This window comes from Nannocystis exedens (assembly GCF_002343915.1).
Classification (GTDB): domain Bacteria; phylum Myxococcota_A; class Polyangia; order Nannocystales; family Nannocystaceae; genus Nannocystis; species Nannocystis exedens.
This window is the reverse complement of the sequence record NZ_NETK01000001.1, coordinates 1,493,994-1,515,160: the sequence shown is the minus strand read 5'-3', so window position 1 is coordinate 1,515,160 and position 21,167 is coordinate 1,493,994. Positions and strand designations below refer to the sequence as shown.

Sequence of the window (21,167 nt, the reverse complement as noted above, 5' to 3'; positions counted from 1 at the left end):
AGCGTCGAGCGTCCGACGGCTCGACGATCGCCGGAACCACCGTCCATGATCCTGCCGCCGCCTGCAGTAGCCCGGGCGCATGGGTTTCCAGGAAGAAGAAGACGCGACTCCACTATCGACGGCCCGAGAGTGAGTCATGCGAGACCGAGATGGGGAAGTTCTTCCTGTCGCAGCCGGCGAGCCTCGGGGATGGGTGCATGGACATCCCGCCGATCCACCGCGTCTACGTCGACTCAGAGAGCACGTGGATCCTGCTCCAGCACGAAGGCATCTGGACGTTGGTGTTCGTGCCCCGCCACGAAGTCACGCACCCGCCGCCCATCCCCGCGTAAGACCAACAGTTCTCAACGCCACCAGGCTAACCGAGGATCGAAAAACCGTCAACGAGTGCCCGCTGCACGGCCTCGCGGGACCCCTTGGCTAGGGTGAACGCGCGGATCGCGGGCACTCGTTGACGGGTTTTGGGGTCGGGTCCAGCGTCCCACGCATGACAGACAACCGCCCCAAGACCCCCCCGATCCCCCCGTATCTTCGCCACAGCATCTTCGACGCCATCATCCGCGCCGAAGACGACCCCGACCGCGTCGAACCTCTGGACGGCGAGGAGCTCGCCAAGGATGTTGGGGTAGACATCGATCAGGTCCACGAGGTCGTGAACGAACTGCTCCAGGAGCAGATCGCCTCCCGCTACTCGTTCCATTCACCGACGCAGTTCGTCCTCCACGACACGAACGGAAAGCGCTGGCGCCGTCGACTCAAGCTCTGAGCCGCAAGGAGAAGACCTTGGCGGCCGTCCAGTCGCAAGGTTTCGCTCGTGGACAGGGATACCTCGGCGCCATTTGCGCCGAAGTGCGCCTTGACGGGCTGACGGATCCGTGCTGTCACGGGCGGCGTGAACTTCCCCACTCCTGAGGATCTCGAGCCGGATACCCCCTACTTCTGCGACAGGGATGAAATCCTCGCCCTCTACAACCGTTTCTGTGAAGCTAAGAAACAAAAGGCAAGTAGCGTCGCAAAGACCGTCAAGGGATGGTTCTATAGCGAGGCCAAGAAGTGTGGATGGGATGGTGTTCATTTCGTCACCAACACTAAGGCGCGGACGAAATACGTGGGGTGCGTGATGTGGAAGATGTCGACCGCGCCGAAGCCTCCTGCACCCGAGACCTCTTCGGCGAAAACGCCCCCCAAGAGAATCATCAAGATCACGATCGAGGACACGGGGCCGGGAGACTGACGTCAGCCGACACTGGATCGCCAGCGCCAACCAGAGCGCCCCCAGTAGCGCGAACGTCTCAAGACCCGGCTCACCACGTCGGGCGGTGGTCGACCTCGCCGGGTCGAGCCCAGGGCTTGCGAGCCGGATCGTCCAGGAAGATCAGGCGCTCGGGGGCGCAGGACTGCATCTGCGCGACGCTCGTGTTGTCGCCGGCCACGATCCGCAGCGTAGCGCCGGTGTCCGGCGCCGGTGGGTAGCGCCGGTGTCGGACGCCGACGCAAATCGCCGGCGCACAGCGCCGGCGTGGACGTGATGCGGGAGCTGGCTGCGGGCGGTCAGCCTGGGGGTTTTGGCGGACGGCTACGGCGACGGGAGGTGCGTTCGTTGGCTTCCTTGAGGCGCCAGGATTCGCCGGCGATCTCGACGATCTCGACCTTGTGGCAGAGGCGATCGAGGAGGGTGCCGACGCAGGAGGCGCTGTGGAAGACGGCGGCCCACTCGCTGAAGGGCCGATTGGTGGTGATCACGACCGGCGCCTTGGTGTATCGCTGGGAGACGACCTCGAAGAGCAGGTCGGCGTAGCGGTTGCTGTAGGGCAGGTAGCCGAGCTCGTCGACGACGAGCAGCGCGGGCTTGACGTAGCGGTGCAGGCGACGGCGCAGCGCGGCGGCGCCGTCCTGCGCGGCGAGGTCACCGAGCATCGCGGAGGCGGTCGTGAAGCGGGCGGTGTAGCCCTGCAGGACGGCGTGGTGGGCGAGGTTTTGCGCGAGCATGGTCTTGCCGACGCCGTTGGGGCCGAGGAAGACGACGTTGACGGCCTCGCGGATGAAGCCGAGCTCGAAGAGTTCGTCGACGAGGGCGCGGTCGAGCTTCGGGTGCTTCCAGTCGTAGTCGGCGATCGGCTTCATCGCGGTCAGCTTGGCGGCGAGCATGCGGCGCTCGAGGCTGCGACGCTTTCGCTCGTACTCCTCGATGTCGAGGACGGTGCGCAGCCACGGCTCGCGGGCGACCTCATCCCAGCGTGCGTACAAGCCATGCAGGCCGAGACTCACAGCAGGTTTCATACGCCTTGAGGCGTGCTGACGCCGCAGTGTTTGAACCAACCGGCCGCATCGGTTGGGGTGACGAGAGCCGCAACGGCGGAAATCGCGGCCTTGAGGAGTGGGCCGGTTCGGGCCCCGAGGCCGCGAAGGGCGGTCTTGATCTTCGACCAGGCGAGCTCGATGGGATTGAGGTCGGGCGAGTACGGCGGCTGGTAGACGACCGTCGCGCCGCGCGCCTCGATGCGCTCACGGACGCCTGTCGCGTGATGGGCACCGAGGTTGTCCATCACCACGATGTCGCCCGGACGGAGCTTCGGCGCCAGATGCTTGTCGATGAACTCGAGGAAGACCTTGGCCGTCGTGCCGCCCTCGACGGTCATCATCGCCTCGATGCCGTCGATCGACAGCGCGCCGAGCATCGTCGTCACACGGCCGCGATTCCGTGGCACGACGCCATGGGCACGCTTTCCTCGCGGTGCCCACGCTCGAGCGCGGGTCATCGAGATGTGCGAGCCGGACTCGTCCAGGAAGATCAGGCGCTCGGGGTCGCAGGACTGCATCTGCGCGACGAAGGCGTCGCGCATCGCCACGACTGCGGCCGTGCACTGCTCTCGGGGAACCAGCGATTTTTTTTCCTCGTGAAGCCGAGCTCCTGAAGCTCGCGGCACATGGTGGAACGACTGACCTGGACCCCGGCCCGTACTTGCAGCGCGAAGCACAACTCGGCGAGCGTCGCGTCAGGCCGCGCCCGCACCAGCTCCACGATCAAATCTTGCTCCCGGGCCGTGATCCGCCGCTCCACTCCGCCCCCGTGCGGCTTGGGCTCGACCGAACCGGTCTCTCGCTGGAGGCGCAGCACTCGATCGACGGTCGCCCGTCCCACGTGGAAGCGCTCGGCGAGTTGCTCGTAGGTCTGCCCGTCCTGTACGCGGGCCTCAACAATGCGGATCCGAAGGTCGACAGAGATCGGCGTGGGCATGCTCTGCAAGAGCACATGAGCGCTTTCGCGCAAGCTGGCTCAGCCGTATCCTGCAGAGCCTTGATCCAGTCGCAGAGGATCAAGACGTGACGGACATGCTGTCAGAGCGCGTCTTCGCAGGGCATCGTCAGGTGCGAGAGTCATCGTCACCCTCCTCGTCCTTCGGCCGCAGCCGGTCGTACAAGTCGAGCGCGTGCGGCCTCACGACGACCTCGCGCAGCCGCGGGTTCGTGGGCACCTCGGCGGACAGCGGCGCGGGTCGGCCCTCGTCGGCGCGTCGCCGCTCGAGCAGCTGGCGCACGCTCGGCGGATGGACGAGTTCGCGGGCGTTGGCCTCGGCGAGCGCGGCGTCGAGCTCCGCGGCGCCGTACTGGTCGAGCAGGCGCCCGAGCTGCCAGGTCACGTTGCCGAGGTTCTGCCCGCGCTCGGCGCAGCGATGCAGGAAGCCGCGGCTGTGCGGCGCGGCGTGCTGCAGGCGGTCCATGCCGCGGTGATGATGCGCGGCGCGCTTGTCGGCGACGAGCGCCTCGATGTGCACAGGATCCTCGACGCGTTCGTCGCGGCCCCACGCACGCGGGTGCGTGGCGAGGACGGCGGTCCCGTCGACGATCCGCACGGTGTCCGGATCGGCGACCACCGCGAGCTGCCGGCGCACGTGGGTGTGCGGCACCGAGTAGTCGTTGAGGTCGAAGCGCACGTACGGCGTCTTGCCGACGTGCACCGGCACGACCTCGTCGCACGCGAAGCGCGTCTCGGGCAGCGGCAGAAGCCGTGGCCGCTCCTCGGCGAAGACTTCGCCGACCGTCCGGGCGCGATCCTCCGGGCACGGGCGTGCGGCGGCGATCCGCGCGCACCAGTCGGCGGCCTGGGCGTTGAGGTCGTCGAGATCCTCGTAGGTGCGCGCGGCGAAGAAGTTGTCGCGGATGTAGCGGATCCGCCGCTCCACACGCCCCTTCTCGTTGCCCCGCGCCGGCGCGCAGGGCTTCGGCGCGAAGCGGTAGTGACCGGCCAGGCGCAGCAGCGTCTCGTTGAAGCGGATCGCGTCGCCGACCCGCTCCAGCACCGCGCTCTTGAGGTTGTCGTACAGGAGCTCGCGCGGCACGCCGCCGAATGTCTCGAAGGCCAGCTGATGCCCGCGCAGAAAGCTCGGCATGCGCGCGTCGAAGAAGAAGTGCAAGTACACCATCCGCGACCAGCTCAGGACCATGACGAAGGCCATCAGCGGGCGCTCGGCCCGACCGATGCGCAGCTTGCCGAAGTGCGCCCAGTCGACCTGCCCCTGTTCTCCGGGCAAGGTCGCAAGACGCAGGTACGCCTCGGCCTTCGGCCGCGGCCGGATCGACGCGACAATCTCGCGGAAGCGCGAGCACTTCCCCGTGTACCCGCGCGCCTGCACCATCTGCAGCAGCCGGCTCGCCCGCAGCCGCGGGTACTTCTCCAGCATCTCGCGGATAAAGGGCAGGTACGGGTCGACCTTCGACGGTCGCGGCATCGTCACCGCCGGCACCACGCCGGCCTGGCCGAGCACGCGCGTCACGACGCTCGTGTGCACGCCGATCTGCTCGGCGATCGTCCCGATCGGCCAGCCCTCCGCGTGATGCAGGCGGACAATCTCCGCCTCGGTTTCGGGCCGCGTCTTCACACGTCACCTCCGAGAAGGCGCAGCTGCCGAAAGTCACCGACGCCGCGGATCCGTCTCCGCGCGCCGCCGTGCACCCGCGTAGAAAAATCCACGAGCGGGCTGCGGTGCCCGCGAAGATCGGCGTTGGGAAACGCCCAGTCGATGTAATCCGGACCCCTCGCGTCCACATACTGCACAGCGTCGAGCCGCTGGCCCTGCCACATCGCCAGCCCCTCCAGCACCGTCATCAGCGCCCGCGGGTGCTCGCTGTGCAGCGGCAGCCGGGCCTTCAGCCGATCCCCTTCGCCGTCGATCACCAGGATTTGCAGGTCCGGCTCGCAGATCCGCAGCAGCGCTCTCCATCTTGATTGACTCACGATCGTCCTCGTCTCCGCAGATGGCGACCAGCACCACGCCGGCCTCGGCCACCTGCTCGTCGAGCATCGGCGCCGGCTCCGATGTGGCCAGACCGTGATCCATCACGATCTTCATCCGCCGCTCGGAGCGCCGCCTCGCCTCGGCCCTCGCGTGCATCCGCCGGCCGTGCATGCTCCGCGCGTAACGCCGCCTCGCCGCCCGCACCGACGCAAGCCGCTGCTGGGCCGCGCAGTCCTTCCCGCAGTACCGCTGCCCGCGGTCGCAGGCCCGGCACACCGAAACCTGCCGCCGGCACCTCCCGCAGTTGAACAGTCGCTGTGTACTGCCTCGGCTGGCCCGCAACGGGCCTGAGTTTTGGTAGAGGAGAGGCGTGGCCAGGAGGCCCGCATGAAGAAGCAAGAACGCCGACACTTCACCCCCGAGCAGAAATCCAAGATCCTGCGAGAGCACCACCTCGACAAGGTGCCCGTGTCGGACCTGTGCGAGAAGTACAAGCTGCAGCCCAGCGTGTTCTACGGCTGGCAGCGGGCGCTATTTGAGCGCGCGCCGCAGGTGTTCGTCGAATCTCGCACGACGCCGGCGGAGACGGTCAAGCGCGAGCTCGGCGAGAAGGTGGAGCACCTCGAGGCGAAGCTGGTCAAGAAGGACGCGGTGATCGCCGAGCTGTCGGAGGCGCTGGTTGACCTAAAAAAAGAGCTTGGGGAGCTCTGAACGGCCGCTGGGTGCCCCATGAGACGCGGGACGAGGTGATCGACTTCGTCACCGACTGGTCGGAGAAGACCGAGCTGGCGCCGGCCCGCTTCGCGGGGTGGCTGGGGATCCAGCGGTCGCAGCTGACGCGCTGGCGCGAGCGGTACGGCAAGGCCAACGAGCACAACGGGAAGATCCCGCGCGACCACTGGATCCTCGACGCCGAGCGCCAGGCGATCCTCGACTTCTTCGACAAGCACCCACTCGAGGGCTACCGACGGCTGACCTACATGATGCTCGACCAGGACATCGTCGCCGTCAGCCCGGCGACCGTCTACCGAGTCCTGAGCGCCGCTGGCCGCCTCGATCGCTGGCAGCGCGGTCCTTCGAAGAAGGGCACTGGCTTCCAGCAGCCTGACGGCCCGCACCGCCACTGGCACGTCGACATCGCCTACATCAACCTCGCCGGCACGTTCTACTACCTGTGCAGCGTGCTCGACGGCTACAGCCGTTACATCGTCCACTGGGATCTCCGCGAGTCGATGACCGAACGAGACGTCGAGTGCATCCTGCAGCGCGCCCGGGAGCTGTTCCCCGGGGCGCGGCCCCGCATCGTCACCGACAACGGCCCCCAGTTCATCGCCCGCGATTTCAAGGAGTTCATCCGCGTCGCCGGCATGACCCACGTCCGGATCTCACCCGGCTACCCGCAGTCCAACGGCAAGCTCGAACGCTGGCACAAAACCTTCAAGTCCACGGCCTTACGGCCCGCAGCGCCATCGACGATCGACGAGGCCCGTCGCGTCACCGCCGACTTCGTCGAGCACTACAACGCCCGCCGCCTCCACAGTGCCATCGGCTACATTGCGCCGGTCGACAAGCTCGCCGGCCGCGAAGCTGCGATCTTCGTCGAACGCGACCGCAAACTCGAGGCCGCTCGAGAGCTCCGCCGTCAACGCCGAGAACTTGCTCGCCGACACCAAACCCACCATCATCCCAACCAGACCTGCCCACCCGCAAGTCCGTAAGCCGCACCTCCCTCGGTTGCATTCACGCTGAGCCAATACAGCTGGCTCTCGTCCTCGATCGACCACGTGCCCGGCCACGCACTCCGCTGGACTTCCCCGAGCCCTCGCCGTACCCTCCTGCCGTCGCTTCTTTGTTGGCTGTCCTTTGGGGTACGGCCGGCTACGACACCGAGCGCTGAGAGTCGCTACCTCTCAGCGCTCACCTTTTGGCGGCCGCGCTCCCTCTACCCGACCCGCCAGCGTTCGCCGAAAACTTGACGCGCTGCTTGATCCTCATCCGCTGACCGTTGACGCCTCATCGGCGCTGCGCCTCGGATTTCGGCCGGCGTCGACAGCGGGAAGTCGTAGCGCTCTCGTAGTACCGCGGAGGCTGGGGAACTCGGCTCATGGGGACCCAGCGGAGGGAAGGGGGGCGCCGTGCCGGCAGAACCGTGTCTGAGAAACACGAGGGTCCTATGAGGCCCGAAAGCGTGTCCACGAAACAGACGCGGATAGCCACGCTGGCGAGGAACAATCCCAAGTTGGTGATCACCTCGCTCAATCACCACCTCGACATCGAATGGCTCCGACACGCGTACAATCTGACGCGGAAGGATGGCGCCACGGGCATCGACGGGCAGACCGCGGCAGATTATGAGAAGGATCTGGAGGCGAACCTTCAAAGCCTCCTGGACCGGATCAAGTCCGGCCGTTACAAAGCTCCGCCGGTGAGACGAGCGCACATTCCCAAGGCGGACGGCTCGACGCGACCGCTCGGGATCCCGACGTTCGAGGGCAAGGTGGCGCAGCGAGCGATCGCGTTGCTGTTGGAGCCGATCTACGAGGTGGATTTCCAGCCATGCTCGTATGGGTTCCGGCGCGGAAGGTCGGCGCACATGGCACTCCGGGAGATGGGCAACCAGATCATGGATTGCACGATCCGATGGGTCCTGGATGTCGACATCCGGCAATACTTCGACACGATCGATCACCGTCGGCTGAGGGAGTTTCTCGACCGGAGAGTCGTGGACGGCGTAGTCCGCAAGATGATCGATAAATGGCTCAAGGCTGGCGTATTTGAGGGTGGACAGGTGAGCCACCCCGAGACGGGTACGCCTCAGGGGGGAGTGATCTCGCCGCTGCTCGCCAACATCTTCCTGCACCATGTGCTGGATGAGTGGTACCAGCGGGACGTTCGGCCTCGGATGAAGAGGCGCTGCTTTCTTGTGCGATTTGCTGACGACCTCGTCATGGGGTTTGAAGACTTCCTCGACTGCATCCGCGTCCGCGAGGTGCTCGGCAAGCGGCTGTCTGCGTACGGCCTCAGCCTGCACCCCGAAAAGACCAAGATGGTCGACTTTCGCTTCAAGCGCCCTGACGGAGGGCGGCACCCTGCCACGCAGGCGACCACGTTCAACTTCCTCGGCTTCACGCATGTGTGGGGGAAATCGAGGCGAGGTAAGAACGTGGTGCACCAGCGGACGGCGAAGGACCGTTATGCGCGTGCGCTCAAGGCTATCCGCGACTGGTGTCGGGTGAACCGTCACCAGTCGATGGAGGCCCAGCACAAGCGACTGTCCCAGATGATGACCGGGCACTACTCGTACTACGGCATCAGTGGGAATGGCCGACGCATCCGTTGGTTCGCGCACCAGGTGCAGCGCGTCTGGCACTACTGGCTCGACCGTCGTTCGCGAGGCTCTCAAGGCAGATGGAAGCAGTTCGATCGGCTCTTGTCTGCCTATCCCCTCCCTGCGCCACATATCGTTCACAAGTACGCCGAAGCGAGCAAACCTGCCGCACGAGGAACCGGATGCGGGAAACCTGCACGTCCGGGTCTGTGAGGGGCGGGGGCGGCGACGCCCCCGCCTACTCGGCACGCGACCTCGACGACGCTGCCACGAGTGTAGAGGTGATCATAGACCGAGTGTGCGTCGGCGACGAGGTAGCCCTCGTAGCCCGCGAGCAGGCGATCGACGGCCTCGCTGTCGTGCTTGTGCGAGAATCGATACAGTACGTGCCGCCCGGGTGCCACCAGCACCCAGAAGTGAGCCCGCTGGCACTGCTCGGACGCCTGCACGAGCACCCCTGTCGCGTCGACGCAGAGGTAGGGCGACCGGAAGGCGTCGGCCAGCATCGCCTCGACCAGCGGTTCGACGAGGTCGGCGAGCTGCTGGTGCCAGCTGCAGATCGTCTGGCGCGAAAGCACGAGGCCCTCGCGGGCGTAGATCCCCTCCTGGCGATTGCCCGGCATGTGGTCCTGCCAGCGCTGGACGATCGTGTGCGCCAGGAGCCCGGGGCCGGCCAGGCCGCGCTCGATCGGCCGCTCCGGCGGCGGCGCGATCACCACGGTCGGGACCTCGGGTGTCTCTTCGGACAGCTGATCCTCGACCGTCTCGACTGCGTCGTCCTTGCGGGCAAACTTCGGCCGGACGATCCGCGCGACCACCAGCGACGCCGGACGACGCTCGACGACCTCGCTGACGACCTCGCCGATCCGCCGGAAGCTCGACAGGCCCTCCTGCAGCACCTCCGGCGGCAGGACCTCGATCTCGACCCGCGGCAGCGCCTCCGGCAGCTTGCGCCGCCCGCGACGGGGCCGCCGCGGCGCACACGTGTCACCGGGTCCGGTGTCACCGGCGTCGTCGCCGGCGCCGTCGTCCTCGTCGAGCGCGTCGCTCAGCGCGTCGTCCAGACCGTCGTCCTCGGGGGCGACCTCGGCTTCGTCCGGGCTCAGCAGCATGCCGAGCAGTTGCATCGACAGCTGCGCCTCATCGCCGCCGTGGTCACGCTCCGCCTTCTGTCCGACGACGATGCCTCGCTCGAGCAGCCGGCAGCGCTCCAGGAGCTACATGTAGAGCGCCCGGTACCGCTCCCGGTCCGAAGTCGCATTCGCAAGCGCCTCGCGCAGCGCGCGGAGCTCTCCTCGGAGTTGCTCGGCCTCGGTCACGGGCTCGTTGTACGGATCTGCGTGTGCGGGTCAAGAGCGTTTTCGCGCCGTTGTTCGTGGGACGCCGCGCAGCAGCGCGGCGAGGCTGCGCTGGTCGATCTCGATCGCTCGCTGCGATGCGTCGGTGGCCCTCGGCGCCTGCGTCGTCGCGCGATGCAGCCGCTTGTACAGCAGCGCGTAGCCGCTCTGGTCCCACCACAAGAGCTTGAGCCGATCGCCGCGCCGGCTGACGAAGACGAAGAACGCACCGTTCCGCGGATCGCCGCCCCATCTCCGCCCGGACCGTCAGCGCCAGTCGATCGAAGCCACGCCGCATGTCCTGCGGCTCGGGGCACACGAAGACCCGCACGTTCGAGGGGATCATCGACGACCTCCGACCGCGCCCAGCACTCGCACGAGCGACTCGCCGTCGACCTCGCCGCGGACTCGCACCAGCGCACCGCCGAGCTCGACCTCGATGACACCGATCTCTCTCACCAGCGCGGCCGCGACTTCTTCCGTCACGTCGACGAGACCAGCGACCGGCGAGCCGGTCCTCGCCGGTGCAGCGGCGGCGGTCCGCCGTCGTAGCTTCCACCGCCAGCCCGCTAGCGTATGCGGGTTGACGCCGATCTTCGTCGCGTACTCCTTGCACGTCAGGCCGCTTCGGGTCCATGCCTCGACCCGCTCCCGCCATACGGAGCTCGTCTCGGGCGCCTTCACCCTTCACCTCGCTCCCGGATCCGCTTCACGATGTCCCTCGCCGTCGCAATCCGAAAGTCCAGCCGGATCCCGCCGGCCACGGGGTGCTCCTCCCAAACCATATTGGGGGGCAGCAGCAACGAGAAGCTTCCTCGAGGCGGTGTTCTGGGCTGCACCACGACCGCGCCGCGCGTGTCCGAGTCGTCGTTTTTCTTTGAGGTCATCGATCCTCCGGGAGCCCTTGTAGAGCCTTGGCGGAGGCCAGTCCCGACGCACTACGTCGGACGGATACGTCGTTCCGGTCGAGGTCCCGCCGGTCGAGGTCGACTCGGTCTCCATGGCAGGGGTGTCGGGACAGCCCGCCAGCATCGGCGAGAGGAGGACGGACAGCAGGGGACGCAGGCGTAAGGTAGTCATCGGCGGACCATTTTGACACCGTTCGTTCGCTCGCGGATGCTAGCGAGAGCGAGCGCGCCGGTGCGCGTACCTGGGGCCGCGCGGCGACGTCGCGGGGGGTGGCCGACCTTCGCTTCCTCGTCGACGATTCGCCGGCCCGAGCTCGACGCGCAGGGCCCCTGAACCACTGTCGCTCGGCCTTCCTCGCGCGAGGTCGGGCTCATCGACCTCGCGGAGGATCGCGTGCCCGTGAAGTCGGCGGCGACGACGTCGGTGATGGAACGCTCAGGAGCGCGGCCGCGAGGGGCGACCGAGGCGGGCGATGCAGTGCGTGAGGGCGTCGCGCAACCGCAGGAAGGCTCGGCACGCGCGCACGGCGTGAGCCGCGGGGAACCCTTCGCTTCCGCGAGCCGCCGGCACAGGCGCTTGACAGCGGTAGAGCTGCCCGAAAAGCCAGGTCGAGTTCCGGCAGCGCGCGGGCTCACCGTCAAGCAGCCCAGCATCCGCTAGAATCTACGGGTACCGCAGCTCGGTGTTCGGCCCCATCCCCTCGTGCGGCGGCGGGCCCGCGATGGCCAAGGGTGCTGCGCGTCACGGCGGGTCCTCGCCCGCCCACGGATTGCTCCCGCCGCCTGCTTGTCCTCTACGAGAGGGCTGCGATGCTCACAGCATGCTCAGCAATTGGCTCGCGGCGTTCCTGCTCCTTTCATCGGCGGCCGTGCCGCGCGCCGACTCCGTGGCGCCCATGACGCCGGAAGACGTCATCCTGTCCTTGGATGAGTCCGTCCCGGTGGACGCCGTGACGGCGACTCTGGGGCTCGATGATGGAGTTGTCCTGGTTGTCGACTACAATCTTGGGGGCGTGGGACGCGTCTCAGTCATGCTGGATACCGACGCAGCCGGCTCCGGGCGCGGGCTTATCACCGTCCGCGAAGCGCCCGTCGTCGAAGTAGTGCTGCAGGACGGCGCGGTCGCCTCCCAGGCGGCCGAGTGGAGTGCGCTCGCGCCGTCCGAGGTTCGGGCCGTGGCCGCGAGTCTCGTTCAAGTCTGGTCCGAAGTTGAGCTCACTGCAGCGACGCAAGGGGCACAGGACCTGAAATGCACGATCGCCGGCGGGCTCGCCGGTGCCGTCGCTGGCGTCGGCGTCGGTGCCGCATGCTGGCTCTTGACGAAGGCCGATCTCTGTGTGGGCACGGGAGTGACCATTACGAGCAATGTGGGCGGCTACATCACGGACAAGTGCAACGGCGCCCAAAACAAGTGATGCCGCCTTCGCAGCTCATTCCGTACAATCAGCCCCTGCCGCCACAGCGGTGGGGAATCCTCCCTACCAACCAGTTTTGGGCCCATGCATTTCTGACGACGGCCGGACTTGCCCTCTGGGGTGGGTTGTCTGTCTATGTGGTCCTTGCCAATGCATTCGGCCTTTCTTGGTGGAGTGCCGCGTTGGGTTTTATGGTCTTCTACAGCGGCTGGGGCGGGCTACTCGAGCGGTGGACCCGGAGAGCGCTCGTCGCCCGGCGCCGGCAACTTCTCCTTGAGGAACTGAATCAGACGGGGACGTTGAATTCGATTCTGGCACCCGCCGTCCCCCCCAAGATGCCGCCCCTAGGGGCTTCGCCCGAATTTCGGGATTTCGCGTACCATCGCCTTTTCGGCCGCGGTAGCTTCTTCGTGCAGTGTGCGCAGAATATAGGTTTTACTCTGCTGGTATTTTACCCGTCGTGGACGGCGTTTGGCCTGGCGATGATCTTGCTGTTCGGCGAATCCATCGCCCTCGGGCGCTGGGAACGCCGCATGCGTCGCACGAGGGAACTGCCCGAAGCTGACCACCGCTTGCGAGTGCCGTTGGAGCACCACGCGGATCATGTCCCATCAGACAGGCCCGGATGGCCAGGTCCATGAGGGCCGCGTGCGCGACTTCGCTTTTGTCGTGGGTATCGAGGAGCGGCGCCACCCCTCGCCGGGTCGGAGCTCCAAGAACCCGCCGTGAAGCCCGGGGCGCAAGGCCCTGCACCCGCGCTGACGAGCGACACCTCGCCGCGCCGGTCTGTCGCTCGCCTGGCGGTCGGTGGGACGCTCGTGAGGTTGGCCGCACCTCTGGCCGTCGGCATGACCGCCAGCCTCCTGGGGCGCCGCCACGCGGCCGAGGAGGGCGACGCCATCAACGCCGCTTACATGGTGGACGACCGGCCCCCGACCGACGACGAGGCGGCCGCCGGGATCGCAGCGAACGACCGCTACCAGCGCATGGGTACCACGGCCCTTGCCCTCGGCCTCACGGCAGGGGCGAGCCTCGCCGCCGGCCTGGCCGTGCTGCTTGCGCGTCCGCGCGCAGCTGAAAGAGCCCCATGCGCCGCCTCTCTGCCGCTCTCGTCTTCGTCGCGTCGGCCTGCACCGCGGATGCGCCGGGCTTCGCCGCGTTCACCGCCGCCTGGAACCTGGCCAAGGGGACAGGCCGCACGACCGGCGAGAAGGCGCCGACCTCGGCGGTTTCTGCCCTGACCATCATCGCCTGCAGCTCGGCGAAGGGGACTGGCCCGCTGCCGAACTTCCATTTCCACGCCGTCACCGCCTACGACATCCTGCGGTCGCACGGCGTGCCGATCGGCAAGCGCGACTACGAGGGGCAGCTGCGCTCGCGGACGGCCTGAGGCGGGTTCCCGCGCCGACCGGGTCAGCGCTGCTTCTTACCCGTGGTCGCGGTGAAATCGGGATCCTTGTTCGCGACCCAGTCGACGAACTTGCGCACCGCGGGGTTGGCCAGCATGCCTTCCACATCCATCCCGTGGCGCTGCAGCTCTTCGTCTCGCTCCTGGCTAGTCCGGATTTCTCACCACGGATGGGTGGGGGCCCGCCAAGCGCCTGTCAGGGGGCTTGGTGGAAGGGTGTTGGACGCCGTCGACGTGAGCCGGGAGGTGCGCTCGTTACGCCCCACTGCTGGCGCGAGATCGAGCTGTTAGATGGATTACAAAGCCGGCTGCGTGTTTGGGGTGACCTGCGCATAAGGACAGACGAGCCCCGGCGCGCAGCGCGGCGCGCCCTTTGAGTGACGGATGTCGAGGCCGTCAGCGTCTCATGACGTGATGGCGGTGGAGGTTCTCGAGGACGCGCCACCACACGTGCTGGAGCGGGAAGACCGAGCTTAGGGAGACGCGGAGCCTGCGGACCGAGGCGGTGACGATGGCGCCGATCTTGAGCAGCCGCGTGCGGATCGTGGAGACCTGGGCGTGGGCGAGCTCGGTGCCGGCGAGGGCGATCCGGCGGAGCTCGTTGAGAATCATGTAGGCGACGGACGACAGCCACAGGCGGAGCTGGTTGGCGCGCAGCGTGTGGGCGCTGGTGCGGTCGGCGAAGAGGCCGAGTTGCTGCTCCTTGATCCGGTTCTCCATGTCCCCACGAGCGCAGTAGAGGTCCTCGTAGAGCGAGCGCGTCGTACTCGTCATGCGAGAGGTTGGTGGCGACGAAGCGCGGGTTCTCCTTGTCCGTCGTGTACTCGGCCTTGCCGACCACCCGGCGCTCTCGCGACCACGTCCTGTTGGTCTCGTAGCGAAAGTCCTTGAAAACGCGCGCATCCTTGCCGGTCTGCTCGGAGATGGCGCGGGCCTGCTTCATCTCGTCCTCGAGCTCGGCGATCAGGCGCGAGTTCTTCTGCAGGCCGAGGACGAAGAAGAGGCCGTTGTCCTCGCACCAGCGCATGACCTCGTCGCGGCAGAAGCCGGAATCGCCGCGCACGATGATCCGGACGGCCGGCCAGCGAGCGAGGATCTGACTGACGATCCTCTCGAGCTCCTCGACCGCGCCGCTGACTGGCTGCTTGTCGGCGGTGTTCAGCGCGGCGCCAAGGATGAAGTCGCCGCAGAAGACGTACAGCGGCAGGTAGCAGTAGCTGTCGTAGAAGCCGTGGAAGAAGCGACCCTCCTGCTTGCCGTGTACGGGGTCGTCCGTCGCGTCGAGATCGAGGACGATCTCGGCGGGCGGCCGATCGTGCGCGGCCAGGAAGGTGTCGACGAAGAGGCGCTGGATGCCGTGGTCGTCGTAGCTGATCTTCTTGTAGCGCTCGTCGCCGGCCACCGTGGGCTTCGCCAGCTCCAGGCGGTTCAGCGTGCTCTTGCCCGCCAGCGCATGGCCCCGGTCGCGCACCCGCTTGCGCTGCTCGCCGGTCGGATCGGCCTTGCCTATCGCCAGCGCGAGCAAGGCATCGTCGCGGAGCACGTCGTGGTCGTTCAGGTCCTCGTAACCACACAGCAGGCCCAGCACGCGCTGCGCGAGCAGTTCCTCGACGGTGTGCTCGATGCGGCTCGGGTCGCGGTGGTCCCGGAAGCAGGCCGCGAAGTCCCGAAACACACCTGAACTCTCGGTCAGCTCCCGCAGCAACAGCAGGCCGCCGTCCGAGCTGACCCGTCCGCCGTCAAAGGCGGCCTCGACACGCCTCCGCCCGGCCGGTTGAAAATCGAACTCGGTGCGGATACACCTTGTCGTGTTCCGGCCGTACCCCTGGGTGGTCAGCAATCGTTTCACACCCGCTCGAACTCGGGAAGTGCGGCCGGAATTCCTTCCCGTGGTGAGAAATCCGGACTAGCTGCCAGCTCCACGGCATCGAGCCCTGGGCCCGACCTCTCGCGCGCGGTGCGAGCTACCACGTTGTGGAGTGCGGTGGTCCGATGATTGTTCGGTTTTGTCCGGGTTGCGATGCGCGTCAGTCGCGAAGCAACGGCTGGCCCGCGAGTACGTGCTCGCACAGGGCCAGGTCTCGCCGCGGGTCGAGCGTGGGGGCGAGCCGCGTCGAGAGGGCATCGCCCTCGATCGGATCGGGGACCGATGCCGGGAGGTAGATTGCGCCGCGGTGACTGGGCCGCAGCCACGCGCCGACCTGCGCCTCGCCGTGGACGACCAGGTGGGTCGTCCGTGACGAGGTTGCCCGTCAGCTTGAGGTCGCCCTCGATGAACACCTGAGCGTCGAGGCTGAGCACGAGATCGCGGGAGATCAGCGAGCCCTTGATCCACAGCGGCAAGTAGAGGTCGAGGTCGCGGATCACCAGCGGTCCGTCGACGACCAGGTCACCCTCGACGACGCACACCATCGGCTATCGGCGACCAGGCCGAGGTCGGCGACCAGGTCGAGGGCGCCTCGAGGGGCGGAGTCTCACCCACCCGTTCGCTCGCGGTGCTTGCACCCGGGCCAGCAGCAGGGCCGGCGCTGGCCTTCTTCCAGCTCCTCTCGGGTCCTGCGAATGCGGCGCTCTCGCGTCATCGCTTGCTTCGCGTCCTCGACCCAGCAGATGAACTCGTTGCGTGCCAAGGGTGTAATGTCCCTCCAGGCAGCAAGCGCCGTGGAGCTAGCGATCAGCGCCTCACGCAGGTCTACAGGGAGCTTGTGCACCACCCCACCGGGCACGCGCTTGCTGGTCACGCAGGAGAGTAGGAGCGCAAGGGCCATCGGCAGTCAAGCCGTTCGCTCGCCGACCGTCGCGCGACCACGCCACCGCGACGCCGGGCTCGGGCGCCTCGGACAGGTCGAGCCCGAGCGCGAAGAACCCGGTCCATGCCAACCTGGGAGCGTCGCGCTGCGCGCCTGGCGAGGTGAACAGTTCCGAGCCGAGCCAGACCGTGACTTCGCGCGCCAGTCGCGCTACGTTTGTCAGCCATGCGCCGTCTCGTGCTTGCCGCCGCCGCCGCCGTCGTCGCCTGCAACGGCGGCAGCGGGCAGGAGTCAGGGTTCGGCACGAGCATCACGACCACGCCGCCGGGCCCGCTGCGGACGACTTCCCACGCGTAGTCCCCGAGCGGGCCGGGGATGGCGAAGATCCAGGCGTCCGCGTCGGTGGCTGGCGCCTTGCGAGACCCCGCGATGACGAGTTTGCCCTCGCGGTCCTCATCGGGCGGATCGTGAACAAGTCACGACCCCAACCGACGATCACGAAGCCGCCGTCGCGGAGCGCCGCCACCCCCATCGCTCCGTCCTCCTCCAACTGCCCCCCGCCCGAGGTCCACTCACCGAGCAGCTCTCCGTCAAGCGAGTACCGCACCACGACCGCGCGCCGGTATATTTTGTTGAACTCGCCCCAGACCGTGCGCTCGCCGACCACAACGATCTGATCGCCGACGACTGTCACGCCGCGCCCGAGCTCGTCGAGCACGTTGTCCTTATCGTCCTTCTGCGGCGTTGCAAAGGTTCGCTCGAGCAAAACCTCGCCGTCCTCCGCCGAGACCCACCAGACCTTGAGGTCATGGGTACCAGGCGTCACCTCGCAGGCCCCGACGACGACCACGCGGTCGCCAGCGAGGGCGACCCCGAATGCCTTGGTGGACTTGACCTCGTCGCCCGCCGTCCACACCAGCGGCAGCGCGTCGGCCGGCCGGACCTTGGACACCGCCCACGTCGGCCCTGAGCGCGTCGACGCCACGTAGACGGAACCGTCGTCGCCCGCGGCGATCGCCGGACCGCTGCCCGCGTCTGCGATGGCGACTTTGCCCAGCGAGACGGGCCCGGCCTCGACCTTGCCCGTCGCACCGTCGAGCTGCACCACGACGGCCATCGGCATCGTGAGCTGACGGCTCGTCGGTGCGACGATCTCGACTTCGTTCCTGGGGCTCTTCCTGGCACTCTTGATCACGGCGGTCCTTGTCGTTTTCGAGCCCCGAGAATCCTCTCGGGGTGATGAGGCCGCCACCTGAAATTTCAACAGCACCCGGGACATGGCCCTGGTATCCCTGGCGCAATCTTCATGCCCTGGACCTCGTATTTCCCGGCCCCGCTCCCCCGCTTCCCCGCCGCCCCGCGTGCTCCGACGCTGCGCATCTTCGCCGGCAAGCCGCACGCGCTGGCCTTCCTCGCCGACGGTTCGCTGATCGTCGGCGCGAGCCACGGCCTCACGCTGCACGATCCGACAGCATCCGCGCCGCCCCGGGCGACCGTTGAGCTCGGCGGCGGCGTGGAGTGGATGGCCGCGCATCCCGACGGCGAGTCGGTGGTGGCCGCGATCCGGGATCCGCGAGGCAACGCGGTGGTGCGGGTGTGGCCGACGTCGGCGCGCGTCGTCACGCTGCTGCGCGAGCTCGACTTCGGCTATCGATTCTGCGGCGGGCTCTCGCCGGACGGTGCCCGCCTGTACTGGCGCCGGAATGCGGCCTCGTGGATGCTGTCCGCGGCCGACGTCGCCACCGGCAGCGCCCTCGGCGAGGTCGAGCTGCCGGGGGATACGGGTATGGCCACTGCGCTCGCCGTCCGCCCCGACTACACGGTCTACATGCGGAGCGAGGGGCTGCTCGTCGTCCATCCCGACGGTCGCCTCGAGTCCCATGAGGACGGCATGTTCCTCGGACTCAATCCGTTCTTCGCCGACGCGCAGGGCGGCATGATGGGCGTCGACGGCAAGCGGATCGCCTTCTTCGACGGCGAGTTCGACGAGCGCGACGGCCTGCCGCACGATGCCGACAGCGCGACCATCTCGCACGACCGCACGCGCCTCACCTTCCACGCGCCACTCGAGCGCGTGCAGGTCTGGGACGTGGTGGCGAGGCGGGTCATCTTCTCGACCGAGCAGCCCGGCGTGTGGGGCGCGGGCCCTCACTGGCGCGGTCAGGGGGCGGCTTCCAGCGCGGCGCACGTCGCCGCGATCGACTACACCGACGCCAGCGTGTCGATCTGGAACATCGACCAGCCGAGCCAGCCGAGCGCGACCTTGACCGGGTACAGTCAGGGCGCGCGCCGCTTGCTGTTCCACGGGGCCACGCTGACAGTGCATACCTGCCAGCCACCCAACACGCGCCTGTCGGTGCTGGAGATCGACCGCGCGAGCGGAGCCGCGAAGATCCTCGACGAGACCGGGGTCCACGACGTCGTACGCACGCCCGATGGCCAACGCCTGCTCGTCATGCGGCAAGACATGCACCGGAGGTTCACGCTGCGCGTGCTCGACGCGGCCGGCGTGGACGTCGAGTCGGTGCCGGTGAAGGGAAACGGCGGCGCGCTGGCGTTGACGCCGAACGGCGCGATCTGGGGCTCGCTCGTGTACTCCCGGGCCCGCGACCCCTCCGAGACGGCCTGCCAGGTCCAGTGGCGCGCGTTCGGGGCGGCGAAAGCGGTCAAGACCCTCAAGCTCAAGGGCATCATGGGGTGCATCGCCCTGTGTGACACGGCCGTCGCCGCGATGGTCGGGGAGGAGCTGGTCGTGGCGGCGCTCGCCAAGGGGAAGTCCCTGCTGTCGATCCGGCTGCCCGACTGCGCCCATGCGATCGCGCTCAGCCCTGACGCCATGCACGTCGCCGCGGCTTGCCGCGACGTCGCGCGCCTGGTCCGGATCGCCACCGGCGCTGTCGTCGAGCTGGGGCCGGCGCCGCGCAGCGTGTGCTTCGGCGACGTGTGGCTGTTCGTCGGTCACGAGTCGGGCGCGATCACGCAGCACCGAGTCCCGTCCGGCGAGCAGGTCGCGGCGCTGTACGGCCACACCGACGAGGTCTGCGCGCTGAGCTGGGTCGACGGCGCACTGTGGAGCGGCTCGGCCGACGGCACGATCGTCCAGTGGGGCGACCTCGGCTGAGAACTCGCGGTATACGCTTCCCCGCCAACGTACCGTCGGCGTGACGCGCGAGGCAGTCATGGCTGGGCCCCGCCGAAGGCGGTCAACGGGAAGCCCCTCGTCAAGAGGAAGAAAACGTGGGGAGTGACCGCCTCCGGCACGATGAGCTGGAGCAGGTCGCCCACGCACCGGTGCTTCACCATGGGGTGACGTAACGGCAGGTTGTCGTGCACGCGGTACACGTTCCGCCGGCCGCTGCGCTGGCGGGTGATGTACCCCGACTCCTCGAGCTCGGTGACGATCCGCTGTACCGCCCGCTCGGTGATTCCGACTCGCTCGGCCACGTCGCGCAGCCGGATCTCCGGCTCTTGCACGACGCAGAACAGCACATGCGCGTGATTGGTCATAAATGTCCATTCCGGGAGGCTGTCCGGCACAATTCGATCTCCGCTGAACAGCATGAAGAGATCTTCACTTTCGGTCAACGCGGCCCTCCACGTTCGGCGCGCGTTCGCTCGCGCCTGCCAACACCCACGCGCCGCGCCCGCACCGACTACCAGGCCGCGCGCGGACCAACACCCCCCTCCCCGATGCTCGCGCCTCGGCCCCAACGCCCACGCGTTGAGCAACCCGCGCGCCAAGGGGAGCTTCCGCCCGGACCGTTTGTTCAGGCGCCGCCAGCCCGAGGCGGCTTCGACGGCCAGACCCCGGTCACGCAACCGCCGACGTTCCGGCTGGTGGAGGGCTGGAACGAGGCCGAGCTGACGGCGCCGGCGGGCATCCTGCCCGCCGGTCTCTGGGGACAGGTTCCTGCGGGCGACCCGTACCTGCTCCACGCGAACCTGCTGACGACCGACATCCTGAACGCGCAGTCGGTCTTCGAGGTCCGAACCGGCGCTCCGATGCAGGTGCGCGCTCAGTTCACCCCCTACGCGGGGAACACCCGCCTGACTCTGGTGCGGCCCAGCGACGCGCTCCGCATCTTCACGCCGCCGCAGGCCCTCGTGAAGCTCGAGATGCTGGTCGAGAGCATCGGCGGCACGAACGAGCTCGGCTCCCGCCTGTATCAGTGGGCGGAGTCGACGATCAGCCGGGCCAACAGCACCGGGTGCGTGTCGCCCAGGTGATGGCGAACGCCACGCTGGCCGCCTGGACCGGGGTTCTCCACGTCATCTACAACGACAACGCCGCCGGCAGCGTCAACCTGCCGCCGCTCGCCACGGTGCCGACCGACGCGGTCATGACGTTCACCCGCAAGGGGGGCGGCGTCCCGACGATCTTGCCCGCTGCGGGCGAGACGTTTGGCGCCGGCGTCAACGCGCAGGCGGTCACGCGCAGCGGGATCCTCATGAACAACAGCGAACAGTGGGTGTTCGCGGGGAGCTGAGGCATGACGACGAGCCAGAAGGAAGGGAAGGAGATCGAGCCCACTGCTGGGATCATTGACAGCCAAAGCGTGAAGGGTAGCACCCAGGGAGGTGGGTACGGATACGATGCAGGGAAGAAGGTCAAGGGGCGAAAGCGGCACGTTCTGGTGGACGTTCTCGGCCTTTCTCGCCGTAGCGATCACGTCGGCCTCGGTGCAGGACCGCGACGGCGCGGTGCCTGTCATCGAGACCGCAGCCTTGGAGCATTCGGAGCTCAAGAAGATCGGCTCTTCAGGGTTTGTGGTGGATACCGCTGA

At 67.8% G+C, this 21,167-nt stretch carries 24 protein-coding genes and 2 pseudogenes; 12 read left to right on the top strand and 14 right to left on the bottom strand.

Translation table 11 applies throughout. The features are described 5' to 3' along the window. Window positions 1-149 precede the first annotated feature (149 nt). The 3 genes from NAEX_RS05920 (at window position 150) to NAEX_RS47370 (ending at window position 1,234) form a co-directional block, all read left to right on the top strand. A complete protein-coding gene (locus NAEX_RS05920) occupies window positions 150-332 on the top strand; it encodes a hypothetical protein (RefSeq protein ID WP_096326536.1) in 183 nt (60 codons plus the stop codon). 155 nt (window positions 333-487) lie between these two features. Beyond that, window positions 488-766, top strand: coding sequence for a hypothetical protein (locus NAEX_RS05915; RefSeq protein WP_096326535.1), 279 nt, complete (start codon window positions 488-490; stop codon window positions 764-766). A 126-nt stretch (window positions 767-892) separates the two neighbouring features. Further along, window positions 893-1,234, top strand: a complete 342-nt coding sequence (locus NAEX_RS47370; RefSeq protein ID WP_143141464.1) for a hypothetical protein — start codon at window positions 893-895, stop codon at window positions 1,232-1,234. A gap of 70 nt (window positions 1,235-1,304) precedes the next feature. On the opposite strand, the gene NAEX_RS53695 is transcribed toward NAEX_RS47370, so the two are convergent. The 6 genes from NAEX_RS53695 to NAEX_RS05890 form a co-directional block, all read right to left on the bottom strand. Beyond that, window positions 1,305-1,433 (bottom strand): hypothetical protein, encoded by a 129-nt coding sequence (locus tag NAEX_RS53695; protein ID WP_256254127.1) that lies wholly within the window; start codon window positions 1,431-1,433, stop codon window positions 1,305-1,307. Between the two features lie 118 nt (window positions 1,434-1,551). Further along, a complete protein-coding gene (gene istB / locus NAEX_RS05910) occupies window positions 1,552-2,280 on the bottom strand; it encodes an IS21-like element helper ATPase IstB (RefSeq protein WP_096326534.1) in 729 nt (242 codons plus the stop codon). Beyond that, window positions 2,277-2,882 (bottom strand): IS630 family transposase, encoded by a 606-nt coding sequence (locus NAEX_RS05905; protein ID WP_245913942.1) that lies wholly within the window; start codon window positions 2,880-2,882, stop codon window positions 2,277-2,279. Before NAEX_RS05905 ends, istB begins: the two co-directional genes overlap by 4 nt. Next, a complete protein-coding gene (locus NAEX_RS05900; protein ID WP_143825521.1) occupies window positions 2,792-3,238 on the bottom strand; it encodes a helix-turn-helix domain-containing protein in 447 nt (148 codons plus the stop codon). The genes NAEX_RS05905 and NAEX_RS05900 overlap by 91 nt, the downstream gene beginning before the upstream one ends. Before the next feature lie 127 nt (window positions 3,239-3,365). Further along, window positions 3,366-4,880, bottom strand: coding sequence for an IS21 family transposase (istA, locus tag NAEX_RS05895; protein ID WP_096326531.1), 1,515 nt, complete (start codon window positions 4,878-4,880; stop codon window positions 3,366-3,368). Next, the gene (locus tag NAEX_RS05890) at window positions 4,877-5,236 is read right to left on the bottom strand and encodes a hypothetical protein (protein ID WP_096332370.1); all 360 of its coding nucleotides are present in this window, start codon (window positions 5,234-5,236) and stop codon (window positions 4,877-4,879) included. The genes istA and NAEX_RS05890 overlap by 4 nt, the downstream gene beginning before the upstream one ends. A gap of 388 nt (window positions 5,237-5,624) precedes the next feature. Here NAEX_RS05890 and NAEX_RS05885 point away from each other — a divergent pair, with 388 nt between their 5' ends. The 3 genes from NAEX_RS05885 to ltrA all read left to right on the top strand — a co-directional run bounded on the left by NAEX_RS05885 (window position 5,625) and on the right by ltrA (window position 8,778). After that, window positions 5,625-5,948, top strand: coding sequence for a transposase (locus tag NAEX_RS05885; protein WP_096325681.1), 324 nt, complete (start codon window positions 5,625-5,627; stop codon window positions 5,946-5,948). An 11-nt stretch (window positions 5,949-5,959) separates the two neighbouring features. After that, a complete protein-coding gene (locus NAEX_RS05880; protein WP_211302334.1) occupies window positions 5,960-6,955 on the top strand; it encodes an IS3 family transposase in 996 nt (331 codons plus the stop codon). A 470-nt stretch (window positions 6,956-7,425) separates the two neighbouring features. Next, window positions 7,426-8,778: a group II intron reverse transcriptase/maturase gene (gene ltrA, locus NAEX_RS05875; RefSeq protein ID WP_245913622.1), complete on the top strand. Its 1,353-nt coding sequence runs from the start codon at window positions 7,426-7,428 to the stop codon at window positions 8,776-8,778. On the opposite strand, the gene NAEX_RS05870 is transcribed toward ltrA, so the two are convergent. The 3 genes and pseudogenes from NAEX_RS05870 to tnpA form a co-directional block, all read right to left on the bottom strand. Continuing rightward, on the bottom strand, window positions 8,703-9,749 hold the full coding sequence (locus NAEX_RS05870; RefSeq protein ID WP_275937649.1) for an IS66 family transposase: 1,047 nt from the start codon (window positions 9,747-9,749) through the stop codon (window positions 8,703-8,705). The genes ltrA and NAEX_RS05870 overlap by 76 nt on opposite strands. Before the next feature lie 165 nt (window positions 9,750-9,914). Beyond that, window positions 9,915-10,139, bottom strand: a pseudogene (gene tnpB / locus NAEX_RS05865) (IS66 family insertion sequence element accessory protein TnpB); the annotation flags it as partial. 105 nt (window positions 10,140-10,244) lie between these two features. Continuing rightward, window positions 10,245-10,586 carry an IS66 family insertion sequence element accessory protein TnpA gene (gene tnpA / locus NAEX_RS47365; protein WP_143141573.1) on the bottom strand — a complete coding sequence of 114 codons (342 nt, stop codon included), beginning with the start codon at window positions 10,584-10,586 and terminating at the stop codon, window positions 10,245-10,247. Window positions 10,587-11,631: 1,045 nt separating this feature from the next. On the opposite strand from tnpA, the gene NAEX_RS05860 reads away from it, so the two are divergent. Next, the gene (locus NAEX_RS05860; RefSeq protein ID WP_096326526.1) at window positions 11,632-12,225 is read left to right on the top strand and encodes a hypothetical protein; all 594 of its coding nucleotides are present in this window, start codon (window positions 11,632-11,634) and stop codon (window positions 12,223-12,225) included. Between the two features lie 344 nt (window positions 12,226-12,569). Here NAEX_RS05860 and NAEX_RS47360 read toward each other — a convergent pair whose 3' ends face one another. Beyond that, on the bottom strand, window positions 12,570-12,830 hold the full coding sequence (locus tag NAEX_RS47360) for a hypothetical protein (RefSeq protein ID WP_143141574.1): 261 nt from the start codon (window positions 12,828-12,830) through the stop codon (window positions 12,570-12,572). Between the two features lie 482 nt (window positions 12,831-13,312). On the opposite strand from NAEX_RS47360, the gene NAEX_RS51980 reads away from it, so the two are divergent. After that, entirely contained in the window at window positions 13,313-13,615 is a 303-nt protein-coding gene (locus NAEX_RS51980; protein ID WP_211302357.1) for a DUF1993 family protein, read from the top strand. A gap of 414 nt (window positions 13,616-14,029) precedes the next feature. On the opposite strand, the pseudogene NAEX_RS05850 reads toward NAEX_RS51980, so the two are convergent. The 3 genes and pseudogenes from NAEX_RS05850 to NAEX_RS05840 all read right to left on the bottom strand — a co-directional run bounded on the left by NAEX_RS05850 (window position 14,030) and on the right by NAEX_RS05840 (window position 17,578). Next, window positions 14,030-15,470: pseudogene (locus NAEX_RS05850) on the bottom strand (IS1380 family transposase). A gap of 637 nt (window positions 15,471-16,107) precedes the next feature. Further along, window positions 16,108-16,374, bottom strand: a complete 267-nt coding sequence (locus NAEX_RS54365) for a YdeI/OmpD-associated family protein (protein WP_096333535.1) — start codon at window positions 16,372-16,374, stop codon at window positions 16,108-16,110. Window positions 16,375-16,693: 319 nt separating this feature from the next. Continuing rightward, window positions 16,694-17,578, bottom strand: coding sequence for a hypothetical protein (locus tag NAEX_RS05840; RefSeq protein ID WP_096326525.1), 885 nt, complete (start codon window positions 17,576-17,578; stop codon window positions 16,694-16,696). 111 nt (window positions 17,579-17,689) lie between these two features. Between NAEX_RS05840 and NAEX_RS05835 the strand changes: the two genes are divergently transcribed. Then, complete coding sequence (locus tag NAEX_RS05835; RefSeq protein ID WP_096326524.1) at window positions 17,690-19,504, top strand: WD40 repeat domain-containing protein; 1,815 nt, start codon at window positions 17,690-17,692, stop codon at window positions 19,502-19,504. Window positions 19,505-19,560: 56 nt separating this feature from the next. Here the strand turns inward: NAEX_RS05835 and NAEX_RS05830 are convergent, their stop codons facing one another. Further along, window positions 19,561-19,968, bottom strand: a complete 408-nt coding sequence (locus tag NAEX_RS05830) for a helix-turn-helix transcriptional regulator (protein WP_245913621.1) — start codon at window positions 19,966-19,968, stop codon at window positions 19,561-19,563. A gap of 252 nt (window positions 19,969-20,220) precedes the next feature. Here NAEX_RS05830 and NAEX_RS05825 point away from each other — a divergent pair, with 252 nt between their 5' ends. From NAEX_RS05825 to NAEX_RS52775, 3 genes are read left to right on the top strand one after another with little or no spacing between them, the layout of a single operon-like run. Next, on the top strand, window positions 20,221-20,610 hold the full coding sequence (locus NAEX_RS05825; RefSeq protein WP_096326523.1) for a hypothetical protein: 390 nt from the start codon (window positions 20,221-20,223) through the stop codon (window positions 20,608-20,610). After that, the gene (locus NAEX_RS05820; protein WP_143825520.1) at window positions 20,610-20,870 is read left to right on the top strand and encodes a hypothetical protein; all 261 of its coding nucleotides are present in this window, start codon (window positions 20,610-20,612) and stop codon (window positions 20,868-20,870) included. Before NAEX_RS05825 ends, NAEX_RS05820 begins: the two co-directional genes overlap by 1 nt. A gap of 3 nt (window positions 20,871-20,873) precedes the next feature. Continuing rightward, a complete protein-coding gene (locus NAEX_RS52775) occupies window positions 20,874-21,167 on the top strand; it encodes a transposase (protein WP_420814110.1) in 294 nt (97 codons plus the stop codon).